Genomic DNA, 19,408 nt, shown 5'->3' on the forward strand with positions numbered 1-19,408 from the left:
TAAGTTACTACTTACATACATCAATCCAAGTTCCTCTAGTTACATTTTGCAATTCATCTATTGCAATCTTAACTGCTGCATTTGGAGCTCCTCCTGCTGGATATACATAATCATACTGTTTAAGTGATTCATCCAAATATATATCAAGAGGATTTTTAAGTCCAAAAGGACATACTCCTCCTACAGGGTGGCCTGTTATTTCAAGTACTTCCTCACTGCTTAACATTTTAGCTTTAGTCTTGAAATAATCCTTATACTTTCTATTATCTATCTTTGCATCTCCTTTTGATACTATAAGAATATTCCTATCCTTTAATGCTAAAGCCATAGTTTTTGCAATCTGTCCCATTTCTACCCCTATAGCTCTAGCAGCCAGTTCAACTGTGGCTGTACTCTGCCCCATTTCCATGATTTCAAGTCCTAAGTTTTCTTCTTTAAATTGTTTTTTTACACTTTCTAAACTCATAAATATTGCCCCCATTTTTATGTTTTGTAAAATAATTTTATTATATTACAAAGGGAGAAAAATGCAACACTTCGCAATTTATTTCTACTCCCACTCTTTCCAAATATCTGGCTCATATCCTACTGTTGCTTGTTTTCCATTTCTAACTATTGGAGTTTTATAAAGCTTCGGATTATTTAACAATATTTCTTCCTTAACGCTGTCATTTCTAATGTTCTGAAGATTTGATTTTTCGTACTCCTTTGATTCTTTGTTGATTAAATTGTTTAACCCACCTACTGCTGACTTTACACTTTCTAATTCTCTTTTACTTAAACCCTTTATATTTAAATCAATGAATTGATAGCTTATTCTTCTTTCCTTAAAGTATCGTTCAGCCTTTTTTGTGTCAAAACATTTTTTAACTCCATAAATTTGAATGTTCATTTTCTCTTATCCCCTACCATTTCAATATCGTGAGCAAAGCCTTAATTAACTTGCATCGTAAATCCTAAGCAAGTATCGTATGCTCAATTAAAATCTTAATACCAATTATAATAAGAACTGATCCTCCTAATATCTCTGCATTATTTTTAAATATGCAGCTGCACTTTTTTCCTATTAATACACCTATAAAACATACTATAAAGGTTATTGTTCCTATTATAAATATAGATTTTATGATGTCTATCCCAAATGCAACAAAGCTTATACCAATTATAAGGGCATCTATACTTGTGGCTATTGCTAGGATAACCAGTTCTCTATTTCCTATTGATTCTTCACTACTTTCTTTAACAGGACAATCTTCATCTTTGGACTTTACAGCCTCATAAATCATTTTTCCTCCTATTGATCCTAACAGCATGAATACAATCCAATGATCTACTTTTGATATATAATCTTGAAATCTTATTCCTAACATCCATCCTATTAGAGGCATAATAGCCTGAAAAAGTCCAAAAAATCCCCCTATTCTTAAGGCATCTGCTATTGTAACTCTTTTTAAAACCATACCATTAGTTACTGATACCGCTAGCGCATCCATAGACACACCAAAGGATATTAAAACAATGGTTATTAAGCTCAATCCATACATCTCCTTCTAAGAAAATGCCAAGCAATTATACTATATTGAACATATCGTATGAAATTTGCTACTTGGCGCATGAACCATTCACTAGAAATAATTTGTCATCACTGGAATCACATTTATAACTGGTACCTCATAAGGATGTACTTTTTTGATTGCTTCTATAGCTTTCCCAATTACTTCTTTTTTACAAGTGAATTCTACTTTTATTTCTTCCGCCTCACAGATCTCTCCTACTTCACCTAGATAGGGATTTGTGCCTTCCAGCGGTCTCCAAGAGCCTATAACACGAGATGTGGACATACAATTATCATATTTGCCATCTATGGTAAGTGCACCTATTTTATTAAGCTCAAAACGCAACTTATTTACATATTCCTCCGGTATAAAAGTTTCCACTTTAAATAATTGAAAATCCATGTTGCTTACCTCCTTTCTCTAAATATTTACTCTATAGGTAAAATCTCTTTTAGCAAAGAGTATCCATTATATACTTTTATCTTTGCTAAAACTTCTCCTTTTCTCGCAGCCTCTTCTAAAGTTTTTCCTGTGTTTTCAGGTATAAAATACTTATCTAGCGCATAATCTATCCTAATCCCCTTCACTTCTATTTTATAATTGGCATTTTCTTTTTTCTGAAGCTCTTCCTTATCCAGCTCTTTATAAATAGGATATCTATATTTACCTTTAATGAATACCCCACTATTTGGCTTTTGTAAAGTGACCTTATCCACCATATAAAAATCCTTGTATTTTTTTAATACTACATATAAATCTTTCTTTTCTAATCCTTTAAAATTTTCATATTCATTTCCATTTTTCATAGCTAAGATTTCATCTTCTACTTTCTCTAAAGGTACTTCACTAATTTCATAATCAAGCTGTACATAGTCGCCTCTAAATACATCTCTTGGATCAAAAGGTTTTGTTTTTATGAGTATTTCTTCTCCAAATGTATTTGCCATTAAAGGTTTTATAGTCATAGAAAGCAATGTAAAAAATGGAATTAGAAATGCTATCAAGTATTTAAAACCTCTCTTTTTAATTATCTTTTTCATTTAAGATACCTCCCGACTTCTTTCTAAGCTTCTCAAAATAATATCCGAATCCTAAGAGAATAACTCCACCTATAACAAAGAATAAGGATTTTGGCATAAAATCATATAGAGTATCAAAATAGTATCTTAAAATTAAAGCGCAGATAAATATGAGAGGAATTAGCAGTCCTTTTTTTACCAAGACGAGAAGATAGAGTAACAAGATGACAGCTATACCTCCCGACTTCTTTCTAAGCTTCTCAAAATAATATCCGAATCCTAAGAGAATAACTCCACCTATAACAAAGAATAAGGATTTTGGCATAAAATCATATAGAGTATCAAAATAGTATCTTAAAATTAAAGCGCAGATAAATATGAGAGGAATTAGCAGTCCTTTTTTTACCAAGACGAGAAGATAGAGTAACAAGATGACAGCAAAACTAATAGCTGCGAAGTTTCCATTGTTTATAAAGCTTAGATTTTCCCAAAGATGCTTTGAAGTTAAAAATAGTCCGCTTATGCCTGATACAATAAGTCCTTGAAGCTTAAATATATCTAAATTCAACTTATGCTTTATATAATACATGGATAATCCTAATAAAAAGAATATTAATGCTATATATAAACTATTTAAGTCTATATAATTAAAAAAATATAAACCAAAGTTTAAAGCTATTAAGTTATTGAAAAAGGTTATAACTCTAGAGTAATTGAAATATTTATTGCCTGCATAAAAAATAGCTGTAATAACTAAAGCCAAAATAATTATATTATCATTAAAACTTCCATTTATATATACCAGAAATAAAAAATGGGAAAATATAAATATGATTTCTTCCTTTAATATAAGGCCTACAGCCAAAGCACCTATAGACCATAATAAAAATGCTTCTGTAAATTCTCCACCATAATTAAAGGTTTGCCCTATTAAAAATATCCCTGCTCCATAAGCTAAAACACTGAGATATAATAATGCCTTTGACGTTTTAGAATACTCTTTTTCTAACTTAAAGGCTGCAAATATAGAAAAACCTATTACAGATTCAATAATTATCACCTTAAATACTTTGCTGATATATATCCAGTTACTTGCTACAAAAGTCAAAATTCCAAGTCCAATCAATATAGCTCCTACAGTAACTAATATTTTTATAAAATTGATATGCTCCTCTTCCTCATAGAATGTCATCATATCATCTAACTGCTGCTTAGTAATTAGCCCTCTATCTTTTTGGCTATTCAACTCCTCTAAAAGAAATTTATAATAAGGTTTACTCAATTTCTTCTTCACTATCTCTTCCTCCTTTTAAAAGTTCATGGAACTTTTCTAATATATATTCTTTGTCAAAGGAACTATACCATCTTCTATTATTTCCATCGATTATTCTATAGTGAGAACTTATTATATTTTTCTGAATCTTAAATTTTCCATCAACTTCAATATCCCTCCAAAATACCTTTCCACCACCTGTTAAATTCTTAGGAGTATCCATATTCTTAAACACTATAGTCTCTACTAGCTCTATAGGCTCTTCTCCTATAACCATTTTTAATATCTCACTTTCTCTAAAAAGACCGCATACTGCTAATACCAATGTCCAAGAAGCTTCTGTTCTTTCCTTTTCTATTTGAATTAAGGTCTTCTTTGAAATCCCCAAAATTTCTGCCATTTTATCCTGAGAGAAATTATACTCGCTTCTTATAAGCCTCAACTTTTTTGACACTATGCTTGTTAACTCTTCTCGAGTTGAAATCCCCATCTTTTCACCTCTCTCCCCTTAATAGTATATGTAATTTTTATATATTTAGTGTAATTTTACACCATTTTTATGTATTCTGCAACCATGCAAAAATAAAAGTTGCACATATACATCATATTTTATTTTCTATAAAGTTTATTATTTAATTCATGAATTTTTCAATTAGGCCATTTGAAGATAAAATGATTTAATGGGGAGATGATTTGGTATTGCATTTAGAAAAGCTTCACTACGAAAAAAACTCTAATATTTCTGAGTGGAGGCGCCGAGGCGCTAAGTTTAGCTGTTAGGCTGCTGCAAAATCCATAAAAGTTCTGTATAAAATCAAAAGCCATGCATAAATGAGGAAATACATTTCATTATATGCATGGTTTTTATTTATAATAGTTTATAAATACTCGTTTTGTAATAGTCAGTTTCTTAGATACTTGGATCTTTTTCTCCACTTCTACACTTAATAAAAATGCTGTGCATTTTTATTATATCACGCTTCTCTATGCGCTTAGCTCTCTTACTGAATCTAGTTCGCTATTATATACATCCAAATTTAGTTCATTTTCAGAATTTGACATTATTATAGTAGCTATCGCATCTCCTGTTACATTAACAGCAGTTCTTAACATATCAAGCAATCTGTCTACACTTAATATCAATGCTATTCCTTCTACAGGAAGTCCAACCTGTTGAAGAACCATTGATAACATTACAATACCTGCTCCAGGAACTCCTGCTGTTCCAATTGAAGCTAAAGTAGCTGTTAATACTACCATTAACATTTGATACATTGTAAGATTTACTCCTACTAATTGAGATATAAATATAGTTGCAACTCCTTGCATTATAGCAGTACCATCCATATTAATAGTAGCACCCAATGGTATAGTGAAGCTTGCTACAGATCTAGATGCACCAAGTTTTTCTTCACAAGTTTCAAGACTTACAGGAATTGTAGCATTACTGCTTGAAGTACTAAATGCTACAAGCATAACAGGCCAAAACTTTTTAAAGAACTTTATAGGATTAACTCTTCCAAGTAACTTAAGTGCAGACCCATAAACTATTAAAGTTTGTAAAATTAGTGATATTATAACTGTCATAAAATATTTTAAAAGAGGTAGCAATGCTCCTATTCCTTGGAACATTATAACTTTTGATATCAATGCAAAAACTCCAATAGGTGCAGCAAGCATAATAACTGTTATCATTTTTAAAAGTACTTCATTTATTTGAGATATCATATTTAATAATGGTTCACCTTTTTTACCAATTAAGGTTATGCACATTCCAAATAATATAGCAAAAACTATTATTTGAAGCATATCACCCTTTACCATAGCTTCAATTGGATTGGTTGGAATCATATTTACGAACATATCCATAATAAAAGGTGGCGCTGCGGTTTCAACTTTTTCAGCTGCTTGTATACTTAAATTTGTTCCTAATCCTGGCTTTATAATATTAGCAACTCCCATTGCTAAAGATATAGCTAAAGCTGTAGTAAAAACATAATACATTATAGTTTTTACTCCCACTCTTCCTAACTTCTTTATATCTCCAATGCTAGCAACTCCGCATATTAAAGAACACAATACCAAAGGTACAACTAGCATCTTTATTGCCCTTAAAAACATATCTCCAAGAGGAGATAATATCCACTTACTTATTCCTTCATTTATTGTCGTTGAACAAAATGAATTTGCAATTATTCCAAATATTACTCCAGCTACTAATGCGATTACAATCTTTACAGCCAATGATGTTTTTTTGCCTTTCATTATTCACCCAACCCTTTCACATGAATTTATATAAAATTAATATTCATATTCTACTAATATTATACCAATTCAAAACATATTATTCAAGAAAAACGAATTATTATTTTTAAATTCTTGCATATTATATATTAAATGCGAATTATTCTAAGACAACTTATTCTTAACGCCAAGTTGTATGTATTATTGTAAAATCTAAAAAAGGTAGGTTTTGCTAAAACCTTTACATTAACTGATTCTCTTTAAACCTTGCAATATCTATACGCTAATGCTATAATAAAATTATAAAATAAAATATATGTGCTAGGGGTGCCTTTGGGCTGAGAGATGACTCTGTTCATTAACCCTCTAACCTGATCTGGATAATGCCAGCGTAGGAAAGCAGTTACATAGTACTTGTAATCTACTAGCCGTAATCCTACATTACGGCTTTTTTGATTATAGGCCTACTGCAACTTCCTTAGCACAAATTTAAAGGAGGTTCTTTTTTATGTCATTAAAAGAAAATATTTTAACTCTAATCAAAAGTCCCACTTCAATTATTGCACTTGTAGGTTTATTAATCATAATAGGAGTGCTAATAAAGGCTAAAAAAATCAAACTTAATTCAAGAATTATAGCTATTATTGGTGTATCTTTAGGTTTAGCCATGGTACTTAAGGTATTTAGAATATACCACTTACCTCAGGGGGGAAGCATTACCGCTGGAAGCATGGTACCAATATTATTAGTTGCATTTTTCTATGGTCCTGAAATAGGATTTTTAACAGGATTCCTATATGGACTTCTTACTCTTTCTCTCGACCCATATATCTTGCATCCTGTTCAAGTTTTATTTGACTATCCACTGCCATTTATAGCTTTAGGACTAGCTGGATACTTTCCAAATAGAAAAATACTAGGTTCCATTGTGGCCATCTTTGGAAGATTTTTATGCCACTTCATTTCTGGATGGGTCTTCTTTGGAAGTTTTGCTCCTAAAGGAATGTCCCCATTTATATATTCGCTTACAGTAAATGGTCTATTTATCTTAATAGAAGGTGGAGTTGCCATTGCTATAATGTCATTACTGCCAGTAAAAAATCTAAGGACAATCTTAAATAGAGGAAACAAAAACTTTGCTCAATAGAATGATATTTTAATAAACAATTTGGTAGTATAATTAAGTAGGTATAATTTTACGAAAGGAAGAAATTTTATGTGGGCAATTCTGTTATCCTTATCAATAGGTGCAGCTATAGGATATTTTTTTAAGTTATCTCATAAGCAAAAGAAAATTAATAGTAAAGTTCAGCAATTTGGAGTGATATTTTTGCTTTTTTCTATGGGAATCTCTGCTGGGGCAAATAAATCTGTAGTTAAAAACTTAAAAAATATAGGCGCTGTATCTATTACCTTTGCCATTTTAACTTCTTTATTTAGTATTATTTTGGTGTTTATAGTGACTAATAAATTTATGAAAGAGAGGGATTCTAAGTGACAATTATTATACTTACAGCAGTTATAGTCGGGATGCTCTCTGGATATCTTATAGTCCCTGAAAGCATTGCAAATAATATGGATACGCTCAGTACTATCGCTCTAAATATTTTAATTTTGTCCGTTGGAATTGATGTGGGTTCCAATAAATCTCTCATAAAAGATTTAAAGAATACTGGTTTTAAGGTATTGCTAATTCCATTGTGTATAATCTTAGGGAGTTTTATTGGAGGCATTATAACCGCTTTAATTTATCATATTCCAATGAAGTCTGGCTTATCTATAGCCTCTGGTTTTGGATGGTATAGTTTATCTGGAGTGATGTTAGCAAATCTAGATGGAGTTAATATTGGCACCATAGCTTTTCTTACAAATATATTCAGAGAACTTATTGCAATAATGCTCATTCCTATTATTGCATCTAAATTAAATCATTATACTGTTATAGCTCCAGCTGGTGCCACTTCTATGGATACTACTCTTCCTCTTATATCTGAAGTTACATCTCCTGATATAGCTATAATATCATTTTTAAATGGAGCAATATTGAGTTCTCTCGTTCCAGTACTTATAACTTTTTTCTATAGCTTCTGATATCTATATTTTTTAATACTAAAATTCAGCTAATCTTATTAAATATGTTTACCCCTTAAATTTAGTGGTATAATAAATAATGAAACTTAAATTTAGGGGATATTTGTAATGAATTATATAGTATTTGATTTAGAATTCAATCAAGGATATAGCCATGTAAAAGGTGATAAAAGTGCAATAAACAAAGACTGTCCTTTTGAAATAATTCAGCTTGGAGCTGTTAAATTAGATAAAGATTTGAACATCATTTCTACTTTGGACAGACTTATAAAGCCAGATATATATCCTGCTCTTCATCCTCTTGTAGCAGAGCTTACAGGGCTTACCATAGAAGAGCTTAATAAGGCAGAACCTTTTGAAATTATATATGAAGAATTTATGGAGTTTTTAAAGGGTGATAGAAGCATTTTATGCACTTGGGGCATGACAGATATTAGAGAGTTATTTAGAAATATACTTTATTATAAACTAGACAGTTCTAAAGTTCCAAATGAGTACATAGATCTTCAAAGTTATGCCTCTAAATATCTTAAACGTAAAAAAGGCTTTAGCATAGGTCTTGGTGCTGCAGTGGCTTTACTGGATATTCCTTTTACAGAGGATTTTCACAACGCTCTTGCAGATGCTTCTTATACGGCAGAAGTCTTTAAAAAAATATATAGCAAAAATATTAAACCTAAAATATGCACTTTTTATAGAAATAAAAAAGACAACAAGCTGAAGAAAAGAAAGCAGGCTGTTGACTATGATGGTCTAATCAATCAGTTTGAAAAAATGTTTAATAGAGAAATGACGGAAGAAGAAAAGTCCATGATTAAATTAGCCTATATTATGGGTAAGACAAATCAATTTCAAAATAAATAAAAGTATCTAAGGATATTACTATCCTTAGATACTTTTATTTTCTCCAAAATGTTGGCACTATAAGCAACAATATTGGATAAATTTCAAGTCTTCCAATTATCATATCTAGAGACATTACTATCTTACTTAAAATAGAAAAATCCGAAAAGCTTCCCATAGGTCCTACCATTCCAAAACCTGGGCCTATATTTCCTAAAGTTGCTGCTACAGCTGAAGTTGAAGTTACCATATCAAAACCATCTAGTGAAACTATAAATACACTAACAATAAATATAATGATATATATGAAGAAAAATCCTCCTATGCTCATTAAAGTTTCTTCATCTATAGACTTTCCACCAACCTTTACAGTATATACTGCCTTTGGATGAACAATCTTTAAAAATTCCCTTTTTATAACCTTAAAAAGCAATAATATTCTAATATTCTTAATTCCTCCTGCCGTAGATCCTGCACAGCCTCCAACAAACATCAGACTTAATAAAATCATTTTACTAAAAGTTGGCCATAAATTGAAGTCCGTAGTGGCATATCCTGTTGTTGTTATAATAGTAGCTACTTGGAATGAAGAATGTCTTAAAGATTCACCTATTGTTTTAAAAATATTTCCATGGAGATTTAAGGTTATCAGTGTAATAGAGGCAAAAACAACTGCAAGATAAAACTTAAGTTCCTCATCTTTAAAAATCTCTTTTATATTTCCTTTAATAGCTTGATAATACAGCGAAAAGTTTATACCACATGCCAGCATAAAAAATGTAATAATAACCTCAGCATATATATTATTATAAGCTCCAACGCTTAATGCCTTACTGGAAAATCCTCCTGTACCAACTGTTCCAAAGGTGTGAATTAATGAATCAAACAAAGGCATACCAGCTATTTTAAGTAATATAACCTCTATAATTGTAATTATTGCATATATTCCATATAAAATCTTAGCTGTTTGTCCTACCTTTGGCACTAATTTTCCTGGGTTTGGTCCTGGACTTTCCGCTTTCATTATTTGAAAAGTCCCTGCCTTTGCAGATGGTAGTATAGCTAATGCCATAACAAGTACTCCCATACCTCCAATCCAATGAGCAAAGCTTCTCCAAAATAAAAGTCCATGGGGCATGCTTTCAACATCTTTCAATATACTAGATCCAGTAGTTGTAAGACCTGATACTGCTTCAAAAAAAGCATCTACAAAAGATGGAATAGCTCCACTTATTACAAAAGGAAGAGCTCCGAAAAATGAAGCAAGCAGCCATCCAATAGCTACGATGGCAAAACCATCTCTAGCATAAATGTTTCTCCTTTTGGGCTCGATTCTAGCGACTACTAATCCAACTATAAACAATATTGCAATTGTAATTAAAAAAGCTCCTTCATCATTTCCTCCATTATATATTAAGGCTACTATGAAAGAGGGAATCATTGCCAAGCCCTCACATATTAATAATCTCCCCAAGCTTTTTAATACCATTCCATAGTTCATTGTGTTTTCCTCCATTTGAGCCAGATATTAAATCTTCTAATTTATTTATATTCTTATCCTTAGATATAACGATAACTCTATCTCCTTCTTGAATGCTATCCTCGCCATGAGGGATTATAATTTTCTTTTTCCTAACTATTGTTGCAATTATAACATCTTCTTTAAATTTTATTTGTTTCAATGGTATATTTAAGATTTTATTTTCATGATTTGCAATGAATTCTAGTATCTCAACTTTTCCATCAACTATTCTATATAAGGACTCTATATTATTTCCCCTTACATACTTTAGAATCTGATTTGCAACTATAATCTTAGGTATTATTACATTATCAAGCCCCAAACTATTAACAATGTTTGAATAGTTTGCTCTGCTTATTTTTGTAATAACCTTCTTTACTCCATTTTGTTTAGCTACTAAGGAGGATAGAAGATTTTCTTCATCTATGCCTGTTACTGCAATAAATCCATCCATATTCTTTATGTTCTCAGACAATAAAAGCTCTTCATCTGTTCCATCAGCATTAATAATAAGTGCTTTTGGTAAAAGCTCTGAAAGGGTTACACATCTTTCTCTATTTATTTCAATAATCCTTACATTTACTCCCATATCTAAAAGCATACTTGCAAGATAGTATGAAATTCTTCCTCCACCGAGTATCATAATATTTTTTAATTTTTGCGGCAAAACTCCTGCCATCTTGCTAAAATTATAAATACTTGAGTACTTTCCAATTACATGAATCTTATCATTTTCTTCTATTACAAACTTTCCATTTGGTACTATGACCTCTTCTCCTCTTACAACTATTCCAATCAATATAGGAAACTTGAATTTGCTTAATATATTTTCTAAGGCTTGACCAACAATAGGCATATCTCCAGTAATTTTAAATTCAACCATTTTTACCAAACCTTTTGCAAAACTTTCCACATTTGCTGCTGAAGAAAAGTTAATACACTGCGCGATCTCATCGGCAGCTGCCATCTCAGGGTTTATAACCATTTCAAGTCCAAGTTCTTCTTTTAATAAAGAAAGCTCTCTTGCATAGTCTGTGTCTCTAATTCTTGCAATAGTGTGAGCAGCTTTTAACTTTTTTGCAGTAAGGCAGCACACTATATTTACTTCATCGCTATTGGTAACAGCAATAAGCAAATCTGTTCCCCTTACTCCTGCTTCTAACAAAGTACTTGTACTAATACCATTTCCTCTTATGCACATTACATCTAAATTCTCTTCAGCTCTTTTCAGCGCATCCGGATTTTTATCAATAATTGTTATATCGTTTCCTTCATTTTCTAAGCTTTCTGCTAAATTATAGCCTACTTTACCTGCTCCAATAATTATTATCTTCATAATAGCCTCCTATTTAATTAAGTAGCTAATTTATTAATAGCATATTAAGCATAACCTTTTAAGTTATTTTTATATAATAAAATTTATTACTAGGCAAGTGATAACCAAAAATAAGCATATCTGTAAACATGAGGATTATCACGCACCTAGTATTCTAATAATTAATATACATCAATCACTTATAAAAATCGATATACTTTTGTGTCCTTTTATATGTTTATATTGTTTTATTATTACTTTATTTACTATTATCTTTAAATTATTAAATATTTCTTCAAAAATCGAACTATTGCAAGAGATTAAGACATAATATAAATTATTTTAGGCTGTGTTTAAGAACAACTGTATTTAACCCATAATTTCTTGAAACACAGCTATTGCCTTAAATTTCCATAATAATTGGAAGAATGATAGGTCTTCTCTTTGTTTTTTCAAACAAAAATTTTTCTACAGACTTTTTCATATTGGATTTCAAAACATACCATTCAATAATTCTATTATCTAATGATTTGTTCAGCTCTTTTTTTACAATACTCTTTACTTCTTCAATTAATTTCTCTGACTCTTTTGCATATACAAAACCTCTTGTTATTACATCAGGACCTGCTATTACACTATAAGATTCTCTCTCTAATGTAACAACTATAGCTAGCATACCATCCTCGGCTAAATGCCTTCTATCTCTAAGAACTATAGTTCCTACATCTCCAACTCCAAGTCCATCAACATACACAGCTCCAGTAGGAACTCTTCCTGCTATCTTAGCTTCATTATCTGATAGCTCTAAAACCTGACCTGTTTCTAGAATAAATACATTGTTTCTATCCATGCCTAATTTAACCGCTAAATCAGCATGATGCTTTAAATGTCTGTATTCTCCATGAACAGGCATAAAGAACTTTGGCTTAGCTAAAGTATGGATTAACTTTATTTCCTCCTGATATGCATGGCCTGATACATGAACTTCTTCTAAATCATCATATATTACCTCTGCACCCTTTCTAAACAACTCATTTATTACTCTTGATATAAGTTTTTCATTTCCTGGAATTGGAGATGCAGAGATTAGTACCAAATCCTTCGGCTCAATTTTAATCTTTCTATGATTAGAAAATGCTATTCTAGCAAGTCCTGCCATAGCTTCTCCCTGGCTTCCTGTGGTTATTATAGTAATCTGCTCATTAGGGTATTTATTTGCTTCATCTATATTTATCATATATCCATCTGGTATATGAAGATATCCTAAGTTCATTGCTACCTCTGAAATATCTACCATACTTCTTCCACTAAATGCTATTCTTCTCCTATTTTTTACAGAAGCATCTATTATTTGCTGCATCCTATGAATGTTTGAGGCAAAGGTTGCTACAATTACTCTCCCTTCAGCATTTGAAAATATTCTAGCCAGAGTTTCACCTATGGATTTTTCTGAAATAGAATGTCCTGGACGTTCTACATTTGTACTATCAGCCATAAGGAGTAATATCCCCTCTTTTCCTAAAGCCGATATACGTTCTAAATCCATTACTAATCCATCAATAGGCGTGTAGTCTACTTTAAAATCTCCAGTATGTAGTAAAGTTCCAATAGGAGTGTGTACAGCAATACAGCATGAATCTGCTATGCTGTGAGTATTTCTTATGAATTCAATTTTTAAATTCTGCAGCTCTATTATATCTCCAGCTGATACTACATTTAATTTGCAATCTGAAAGTATACCATGTTCTCTTAACTTATTTTCTACTATTCCTAAAGTAAGCTTTGTTCCATAAAGAGGTGTATTTAATTGTTTTAATATATAAGGAAGCGAACCTATATGATCCTCGTGTCCATGAGTTATAAAGATTCCTTTTACTTTTTCCTTGTTATTTAGTAAATAAGTTATATCAGGAATTACTAAATCTACACCATACACATCTTCATCGGGAAAAGATATACCACAGTCTATTACAATAATCTCTTCTTCATATTCAATAGCTGTTATGTTTTTACCAATTTCCCCGAGCCCTCCTAAGGGGATTACCTTTACTTTACCCTTATCCATATTTTATTCTCACCTTCATCCTTAAAAATTATATTATTTCTATTTACTTTATTTTGGCTTATAAGTGAGAATTTAATTCCTACTTAATGATAAATAAAAAAACTTCAGTCAGAGTTTTAACCCTGTCTGAAGTTTTTTTATCTACATTATTTTTATAGTTCCATTTCCTTTACATCATCAGGAACTATTAAATCTGCATCTGTAACTTTAAGAACATCTTCTACTGAAACACCTGGAGCTACTTCTTTTAATACTAATCCTTTTTCAGTAACTTCCATAACAGCTTTTTCAGTGATTATTAAGTCAACAGCTTTTGCTGCAGATAATGGTAATGTGCATTTCTTTAAAATTTTAGATTGTCCTTCTTTATTTGTATGAGTAAGAGCCACTATAACTTTCTTTGCTCCTACTAATAAGTCCATCGCTCCGCCCATTCCTGGAGTATACTTTCCTGGTATCTTCCAGTTAGCAATATTACCTTCTTGATCTACCTCTAAAGCTCCTAAAACTGTCATATCAACATGTCCGCCTCTAATAATTACAAAAGAATTAGATAAATCAAAAGCTGCTGAACCTTTTAGCATTGTAATTGGCTCTCCACCTGCGTTTCCAAGGTCTGGATCTGACTCTCCTTTTCTAGGAGTTTCTCCAAATCTAAGTCCTCCATTTTCTGTCTGAAGTATTACATCTACTCCTTCTGGTATGTAGTTAGCTGATGCTGTAGGAATACCAATTCCTAAATTAATTACCATTCCACTTTTAAATTCTTTTGCTATTCTTCTTGCGATAAGTTCCCTACTATTCATAATCGCTATACCCCCTATCTTAATTTGTTTTTAGATGCCCAAAGTTCCTCTAGATCTTGCTTTCTTTCCTCAAGAGATTTACCTTGAACAATAATATCAACAAAAATTCCAGGAGTTCCTACATTATTGTAAGGGATTTCGCCAACCTCAACTATTTCATCCACTTCTGCAATAACTAAATCTGCTGCTGTTGCTATTACTGGATTTGAGTTTAATGCAGTTCCTCTATACTCTATGTTTCCATATTTATCTGCTCTATATCCTTTAATTATTGCTACATCTGCCTTTAATGGCGGATATACTAAGTATTCTTTTCCATCTATAGTTATTTTCTCTCTACCTTCTTCAACTTCTGTTCCAATTCCTGTAGGAGTAATTATTCCTCCAAGACCTGCTCCTGCTGCTCTTATTCTTTCAATCCAAGTTCCCATTGGATTAAATTCTACTTCTACTTCTCCTGCATTGTATTGTCTTACGAATTCTGGATCTGTTCCAATGTGAGTTCCTATAAACTTTTTAATTTGCTTATTTAGCGTAAGCCTTCCTAAATCTCTTCCACCACCTGGATATCCTCCAGCAACAGCGATTAAAGTTAAATCCTTAACACCACTATCTGCGATCTCATTGATCATCTCAAGTGGAATACCAACTCCAAAGAATCCACCTATCATAACTGTTGTATTATCTTTAATATTTTTTACAGCTTCTTGTTTAGTTTGAATAATAGCCATATCTACACCCCCAATTAATAAACTCTTTACTAAAGCTTATTATAATATATTGTTAAATTTTTGTCCAACTTTTTTTAAAGGTTTTCATTCAAAACATGTATCAAGTTGAAAATATATTTCTTCATCTTCTAAGCTTTGTTTTATTTCAAAATTTGCAAAATAAATGTCTAGCAGCTAAGTTTTTAGCTGCTTAGACTTTTTATATATTTAAAATCATTTTTTAAAACTACTGAAACTCCACATTTTCTAGAACATATAATAAAGATTTCCTGAAGGGTATTCCGCATCACATGTTACATCTATTCCTAGTTTCCTAAATGTCTGTTCATCATTTCCACTTAAAATCGTAGTTGAATGAGCTTGACATCCTTTTAGCATTGGAAGCTTTTCCATAGCTACTTGAGCTGTTGGATTAGTTGCTGCTGAAATACTAAGTGCTATCAATATTTCTTCGCAATTTAAGGCTACATTTTTATCTCCTAATATTTTAGATTTTAGGTTTACAATCGGCTCAAGTATAACTGGAGAAAGAAGATATATTTCATCAGATATATTAGCATAATACTTAATAGCATTTAACACTGCAGCAGCTGTTCCTTCCATCAATTCAGATTTTCTACCAGTTAAAATTGTTCCATCTGAAAGTTCTAGCGCTACAACAGGGCAAACATCATTATTTTTGCAAGAATCCTGTCTTAGCTTGTGTGAATATTCTCTTGCAGGAATAACTACCTTTCTATCCTCTGGCTTTAAGTTAAGTTCTTCCATAATAAGCTTTATTCTTTGATATGCATCTTTATCTACATACCCTTTTTTGTATTCACAAATTGTCTTAAAATATCTTCTTATTATCTCCTGTTTTGAAGCTTCTTTTATAACTTCGTCATCTATAATCCCAAAGCCTACTCTATTAACTCCCATATCTGTTGGAGATTTGTATATGGATTCCTTTCCAGTTATTTTCTCTATTATTTTTTTAAGCACAGGGAACAACTCAAGATCACGATTATAGTTTACCGCAACTTCATTATAAGTATCCATATGAAAAGAGTCTATCATATTTACATCCTTAAGATCTACCGTAGCAGCTTCATAAGCTATATTTAAAGGATGCTTTAAAGGAATATTCCATACTGGAAAAGTTTCAAACTTTGAATAACCTGCGCTTCTTCCTCTTTTATATTCATGATAAAGCTGACTTAGACATGTGCTAAGCTTTCCACTTCCTGGTCCTGGGGCTGTTACAACAACTATTGGTTTTGTAGTCTCTATATATGGATTTTTTCCATATCCTTCATCGCTTACTATTGTATCTACATCTGTTGGATATCCTTTTGTTGGTTTATGAATATATACTTTTATCCCTCTGCGCTCTAGCTTATTTATAAATACATTTGCAGATGGCTGTCCTTCATATCTGGTTATCACAACACTGTTTACATCAAGCTCATATTCTCTTAATTCATCAATAAGCCTTAAAACATCCATGTCATATGTGATTCCAAAGTCTCCTCTTATCTTGTTTCTCTCAATATCTCCTGCATACACACAAATGACAACCTCAGCTTTTTCTCTTAATTTATGTAGAAGTTTAACCTTTGCATTTTCATCAAATCCAGGAAGTACTCTTTTAGCATGCAAATCTTGAAGCAACTTTCCTCCGAATTCTAAGTACAGCTTATCATAGTCATTAACTCTTTCTAATATGTACTTTGACTGCTCCTCTAAGTATTTTTCATGGTCAAATCCTATTTTCATTTGTCTACCCCTCATTCTATAAAAATCTTGTTTTTCTTAATAATAGTTATTTTTTATACAAAAAACTTCGACTTTTTATTATTGCATATTTTTAATCTAAAGTAAATAATATATTATCACTTTTTATAAATAAAAATAGTTTCTTAGATATTTTTCTAAGAAACTTAAACAATATCATATCCTGTATGTTCAATGCACTCTTTAATCTCCTGTGGATTTGCTGGAGGATTATACTCTACCTCAACTGTTCCTCTTCCAATATCTACGGCTACTTCTTGAACTCCTTCTATTTTATCTAAAGCATTGCGCAGCTTTGTTCTACTTTCAGAATTCACAAGTCCTGAAACATTATAATGTACTGTTAACATATATTTTCTCTCCTTTTTACAGATATTTTTCAATATTAGTATGGAATGAATATAAGTTTTTTATCCAATGTTGCTTTTTTTATTTTATCTCAAAGTCCCTATCCATATGTTATAATACATAATATAAAATTTTCTGGAGGAGTTCTAAATGGAAAGAGTTATAATGCATGTAGATATGGATGCTTTTTTTGCTTCTATTGAAATTGTAGATAACCCAAAGCTAAAAGGAAAACCTGTTATAGTAGGTGGAACTTCTGAAAGAGGTGTAGTTGCAACCTGTTCTTATGAAGCAAGAAAATACGGCGTAAGAAGCGCTATGCCTATTTACATGGCTAAGTCAAAATGTCCTCATGGTATATTTTTACCTACAAGAATGTGGAGATATAAAGAGGTTTCAAGAGAAATATTTAAAATATTTTACACTTTAACCCCTTATGTAGAACCTCTCAGCATAGATGAAGCTTATTTAGATATTACACACTCTAAGATTCAACCTTTACAGGCAGCTAAATACATAAAAGAAGAAGTTAACAGAAATACACATCTTACTTTATCTGTAGGTATATCTTTTAACAAATTTCTAGCTAAGATTGCTTCTGATTGGAATAAACCTAATGGACTTAAGATTATAACTAAAGATATGATACCAGAAGTTTTATTTCCTTTATCTATTGATAAAGTTTATGGTCTTGGAAAAAAATCTGTAAAAAAACTCAATGATATAGGCGTGTTTACTATTGAAGAACTTTACAATCTTCCTATTGATATTTTAATTCAATTTTTTGGAAAATACGGTATAGAGATATATGAAAGGATAAGAGGAATCGATAAAAGAAAAGTAGAAATTTCTAGGCAGAGAAAATCCATAGGAAGAGAAAATACTCTAAAAAGAGATACTGATGATAAAAATGAGCTTAAAGAATACATAAAAAGCTTTTGTTTTTCTATTTCTAAAGATTTATCTAGCAAAAATGTTAGTGGAAAGACCATAACATTAAAAATAAAAACCTCATCTTTTGAAAATCACACAAAAACCAGAACTCTATCTTCATATATATCAAAAGAGGAGGATATTTATAAAGAAGCATGTGAAATATTAGACAGCATAGAACTAAATGAAAAAATCAGACTTATAGGAGTATCTGTTTCTTCTCTAAAGGAAAACAAAATTAAACAGATGACTCTATTCGATTGCTAACTGTTATGAATTATTCATCTAGTTCTAGATTTACATCCTCCATAAATTCATGAAAGTTCATGACTCTAGAAGGTCCAATAATGCTTTTAGCGCTATTTAATAAGCTTTTATCTTCTGTAACCAATATATAATCTTTGTTAACTTGGCACACATATATGAGACTATAATCGTTTTTAGATATTTTATTATCATTAATCATATAAATATTTTTTTTAGGATAATATTTTATAGAGCTGCTCTTTTCATAATTATGCTCTGAATTTTCTTTATTGGAATATTCTGTAGAAAGCCCATCAATATCTACATCTATTATATGTTCTAACAACTCTAGAAATCTGTTTGTAAGCACTCTATTGCCATTAAACTCTCCAAACTCTTTTACAGATAATTCCTCGGCTATATATCTTGGAATTTTAAAGTCCACTTTCTCAGATCTATTCATATCTCTTAAAAGATTAGGACACGTTTTCCATATCTTTATAACTATATTGGTATCCAATAAATACTTTTTGCTTATCATTTTCTCGTCTCCTCATAAAAAAATGAACACTTTTATTATATAACTTTTCACCATAATATAGTCAACTGATTCTAAACTTCCTATATAAGTTTCACATCC

The 19,408-nt window shown here is 31.1% G+C and carries 21 protein-coding genes and 1 riboswitch; of the genes, 5 read left to right on the forward strand and 16 right to left on the reverse strand.

Annotation, left to right across the window (positions count from 1 at the left end):
- Positions 1–7: 7 nt before the first annotated feature.
- The 8 genes from ACFWTK_RS09020 to ACFWTK_RS09055 all read right to left on the reverse strand — a co-directional run bounded on the left by ACFWTK_RS09020 (position 8) and on the right by ACFWTK_RS09055 (position 6,116).
- On the reverse strand, positions 8–466 hold the full coding sequence (locus ACFWTK_RS09020; RefSeq protein WP_415875682.1) for a YbaK/EbsC family protein: 459 nt from the start codon (positions 464–466) through the stop codon (positions 8–10).
- An 84-nt stretch (positions 467–550) separates the two neighbouring features.
- Positions 551–892, reverse strand: coding sequence for an arsenate reductase family protein (locus ACFWTK_RS09025; RefSeq protein ID WP_415875683.1), 342 nt, complete (start codon positions 890–892; stop codon positions 551–553).
- A 64-nt stretch (positions 893–956) separates the two neighbouring features.
- Entirely contained in the window at positions 957–1,535 is a 579-nt protein-coding gene (locus ACFWTK_RS09030; RefSeq protein WP_415875684.1) for a manganese efflux pump MntP, read from the reverse strand.
- Positions 1,536–1,625: 90 nt separating this feature from the next.
- The gene (cutA, locus tag ACFWTK_RS09035; protein ID WP_415875685.1) at positions 1,626–1,958 is read right to left on the reverse strand and encodes a divalent cation tolerance protein CutA; all 333 of its coding nucleotides are present in this window, start codon (positions 1,956–1,958) and stop codon (positions 1,626–1,628) included.
- A 26-nt stretch (positions 1,959–1,984) separates the two neighbouring features.
- Positions 1,985–2,596: a GDYXXLXY domain-containing protein gene (locus ACFWTK_RS09040; protein WP_415875686.1), complete on the reverse strand. Its 612-nt coding sequence runs from the start codon at positions 2,594–2,596 to the stop codon at positions 1,985–1,987.
- A complete protein-coding gene (locus ACFWTK_RS09045) occupies positions 2,580–3,869 on the reverse strand; it encodes a DUF2157 domain-containing protein (RefSeq protein WP_415875688.1) in 1,290 nt (429 codons plus the stop codon). The genes ACFWTK_RS09040 and ACFWTK_RS09045 overlap by 17 nt, the downstream gene beginning before the upstream one ends.
- Complete coding sequence (locus ACFWTK_RS09050; RefSeq protein ID WP_415875689.1) at positions 3,850–4,338, reverse strand: helix-turn-helix transcriptional regulator; 489 nt, start codon at positions 4,336–4,338, stop codon at positions 3,850–3,852. The genes ACFWTK_RS09045 and ACFWTK_RS09050 overlap by 20 nt, the downstream gene beginning before the upstream one ends.
- Before the next feature lie 494 nt (positions 4,339–4,832).
- Complete coding sequence (locus ACFWTK_RS09055; protein WP_415875711.1) at positions 4,833–6,116, reverse strand: dicarboxylate/amino acid:cation symporter; 1,284 nt, start codon at positions 6,114–6,116, stop codon at positions 4,833–4,835.
- A 289-nt stretch (positions 6,117–6,405) separates the two neighbouring features.
- Positions 6,406–6,507, forward strand: a riboswitch (TPP riboswitch).
- 93 nt (positions 6,508–6,600) lie between these two features.
- Here ACFWTK_RS09055 and thiT point away from each other — a divergent pair.
- The 4 genes from thiT (at position 6,601) to ACFWTK_RS09075 (ending at position 9,047) form a co-directional block, all read left to right on the forward strand.
- Positions 6,601–7,239, forward strand: coding sequence for an energy-coupled thiamine transporter ThiT (thiT, locus tag ACFWTK_RS09060; RefSeq protein ID WP_415875690.1), 639 nt, complete (start codon positions 6,601–6,603; stop codon positions 7,237–7,239).
- Between the two features lie 69 nt (positions 7,240–7,308).
- Positions 7,309–7,590, forward strand: a complete 282-nt coding sequence (locus tag ACFWTK_RS09065) for a LysO family transporter (RefSeq protein ID WP_415875691.1) — start codon at positions 7,309–7,311, stop codon at positions 7,588–7,590.
- Positions 7,587–8,183, forward strand: coding sequence for a lysine exporter LysO family protein (locus ACFWTK_RS09070; protein ID WP_415875692.1), 597 nt, complete (start codon positions 7,587–7,589; stop codon positions 8,181–8,183). Before ACFWTK_RS09065 ends, ACFWTK_RS09070 begins: the two co-directional genes overlap by 4 nt.
- A gap of 108 nt (positions 8,184–8,291) precedes the next feature.
- On the forward strand, positions 8,292–9,047 hold the full coding sequence (locus ACFWTK_RS09075; RefSeq protein WP_415875693.1) for an exonuclease domain-containing protein: 756 nt from the start codon (positions 8,292–8,294) through the stop codon (positions 9,045–9,047).
- A gap of 34 nt (positions 9,048–9,081) precedes the next feature.
- Here ACFWTK_RS09075 and ACFWTK_RS09080 read toward each other — a convergent pair whose 3' ends face one another.
- From ACFWTK_RS09080 to ACFWTK_RS09110, 7 genes are all read right to left on the reverse strand, one after another.
- Positions 9,082–10,527, reverse strand: coding sequence for a TrkH family potassium uptake protein (locus tag ACFWTK_RS09080; protein ID WP_415875694.1), 1,446 nt, complete (start codon positions 10,525–10,527; stop codon positions 9,082–9,084).
- A complete protein-coding gene (gene trkA, locus ACFWTK_RS09085) occupies positions 10,478–11,884 on the reverse strand; it encodes a Trk system potassium transporter TrkA (protein WP_415875695.1) in 1,407 nt (468 codons plus the stop codon). Before trkA ends, ACFWTK_RS09080 begins: the two co-directional genes overlap by 50 nt.
- Positions 11,885–12,266: 382 nt before the next feature.
- Positions 12,267–13,928, reverse strand: coding sequence for a ribonuclease J (locus ACFWTK_RS09090; RefSeq protein ID WP_415875696.1), 1,662 nt, complete (start codon positions 13,926–13,928; stop codon positions 12,267–12,269).
- 152 nt (positions 13,929–14,080) lie between these two features.
- Positions 14,081–14,734 carry a 3-oxoacid CoA-transferase subunit B gene (locus ACFWTK_RS09095; RefSeq protein WP_273092385.1) on the reverse strand — a complete coding sequence of 218 codons (654 nt, stop codon included), beginning with the start codon at positions 14,732–14,734 and terminating at the stop codon, positions 14,081–14,083.
- Between the two features lie 14 nt (positions 14,735–14,748).
- A complete protein-coding gene (locus ACFWTK_RS09100; RefSeq protein WP_415875697.1) occupies positions 14,749–15,465 on the reverse strand; it encodes a CoA transferase subunit A in 717 nt (238 codons plus the stop codon).
- A gap of 246 nt (positions 15,466–15,711) precedes the next feature.
- Positions 15,712–17,223: a DUF1846 domain-containing protein gene (locus tag ACFWTK_RS09105; RefSeq protein WP_415875698.1), complete on the reverse strand. Its 1,512-nt coding sequence runs from the start codon at positions 17,221–17,223 to the stop codon at positions 15,712–15,714.
- Positions 17,224–17,387: 164 nt separating this feature from the next.
- Positions 17,388–17,591 (reverse strand): heavy-metal-associated domain-containing protein, encoded by a 204-nt coding sequence (locus ACFWTK_RS09110; protein ID WP_415875699.1) that lies wholly within the window; start codon positions 17,589–17,591, stop codon positions 17,388–17,390.
- 148 nt (positions 17,592–17,739) lie between these two features.
- Here ACFWTK_RS09110 and ACFWTK_RS09115 point away from each other — a divergent pair, with 148 nt between their 5' ends.
- Positions 17,740–18,789: a DNA polymerase IV gene (locus ACFWTK_RS09115; protein WP_415875700.1), complete on the forward strand. Its 1,050-nt coding sequence runs from the start codon at positions 17,740–17,742 to the stop codon at positions 18,787–18,789.
- A 10-nt stretch (positions 18,790–18,799) separates the two neighbouring features.
- Here the strand turns inward: ACFWTK_RS09115 and ACFWTK_RS09120 are convergent, their stop codons facing one another.
- Positions 18,800–19,309, reverse strand: coding sequence for a PIN domain-containing protein (locus ACFWTK_RS09120; RefSeq protein ID WP_415875701.1), 510 nt, complete (start codon positions 19,307–19,309; stop codon positions 18,800–18,802).
- Positions 19,310–19,408 lie beyond the last annotated feature (99 nt).

It is taken from the genome of Clostridium sp. (assembly GCF_047777555.1).
Classification (GTDB): domain Bacteria; phylum Bacillota; class Clostridia; order Clostridiales; family Clostridiaceae; genus Clostridium_H.